This is a genomic window from Spirulina sp. CCNP1310, from assembly GCF_034932185.1.
Taxonomy (GTDB): domain Bacteria; phylum Cyanobacteriota; class Cyanobacteriia; order Cyanobacteriales; family Spirulinaceae; genus Spirulina.
Genome location: NZ_JAYGHW010000061.1, coordinates 1 through 1,339, shown reverse-complemented (window position 1 = coordinate 1,339; position 1,339 = coordinate 1). Strand labels below are relative to the sequence as shown.

The 1,339-nt window shown below is 38.0% G+C and carries 1 protein-coding gene and 1 pseudogene; both read left to right on the top strand.

What is annotated here, in order from left to right:
* Positions 1 to 350, top strand: a pseudogene (locus VB712_RS10810) (mechanosensitive ion channel family protein); the annotation flags it as partial.
* Between the two features lie 190 nt (positions 351 to 540).
* A complete protein-coding gene (locus VB712_RS10805; protein ID WP_323254572.1) occupies positions 541 to 1,134 on the top strand; it encodes a 2OG-Fe(II) oxygenase in 594 nt (197 codons plus the stop codon).
* Positions 1,135 to 1,339 lie beyond the last annotated feature (205 nt).

Here is a 1,339-nt window from a genome sequence, read left to right as displayed (position 1 = left end):
TAAAAGTCGGTGTTATTTACGGTACGCCTTCAGCTAAGATTGAAATGATTCCACCCATGGTGGAAAATATGATAAAGGAACAGGAAGATCTTACTTTCGACCGGGCACATTTCTCCGGTTTCGGAGACTTCAGCCTTAATTTTGAGATTGTTTATTTTGTAGGCAATTCCGATTATGTAACCTATATGAATAATCAACAAAATTTGCTCCTGAAAATGTACCGGGCATTTGAAAACGAGGGTATTGAATTTGCCTTCCCTACTCAGACCCTTTTTATAGAAGGATCCGGGAAAAATCCGGAAGGAAAAAAATCATCTGTAAGCAATGGCTTGCAGAAGTCAGACAATTAATTCTATTTTCTGATGTTGAAAAAGGGGCTGTCTTTATAAAAAGAGACAGCCCCTTTTGTATAAATAAAATCTTTTTCAGGAAACCTATCCGGGAAAAAGAGCCTCATACAAAGGCAGTAAACAAGCTCAAAAAAGAATTGCCACGAGGTATGTATTGAATGGACTTACTTTGCAGGCTTAATACTACCCCGTGCAGGAATCATTTGATGAATTAATAGATAGTTACCTGCAAAATCAGGTCGGCATCAGTCCCTTTTTCCTTGATAAAACCTTAGCTGCAGGACTTCTTGCTCATGCCAATCATTTGCATCAATCCAACACCATGTTTTTAGCAGGTATTGGAAATAAAAAGATAAAAGATGCAGCTCAATCCATGAGAAGTGACAAAATTCATTGGCTTGATAAATCTTCAGAAAACGAATTTGAGCAGGCCTTCCTGCTACAGGTAGATCAGTTTATTGAAAGGCTGAACGAAACCTGCTATGCAGGAATCAATGCGAGTGAGTTTCATTATGCTGTTTATGAAAAAGGGACTTACTATAAAAGGCACAAGGATCAGTTTCAGGATAATTTCGATCGTAAATTTTCCCTGATAACCTATTTAAATACCGACTGGAAAGACGAAGACGGTGGGCAACTTCAAACCTATCAGGACGAAATACCTCAAAAAATTCAGCCCCATGCACAAACAGCAGTGCTGTTTAAAAGCAACGAGACCGAACATGAAGTTACCCTTGCCAACAGAACAAGGATGAGTATAACCGGCTGGCTAAAAAGGATATAAGGAATATACTTTGTAGTTCAATAATTCTTTTCTTTCCGATAAGATGATCAAACAAGATGTAATTCAATAAAAAAAAGCGGGCAGGGCGGATGTTAATTTTGCTACTGAAAAATTGCTAAAGAAAAAGACTCTCGCATAAAAAAGCCTCCGGAAAACGAAGGCTTTTTTATGCGGTATAACTGCGGAAAAACAACTTATCTCAGAA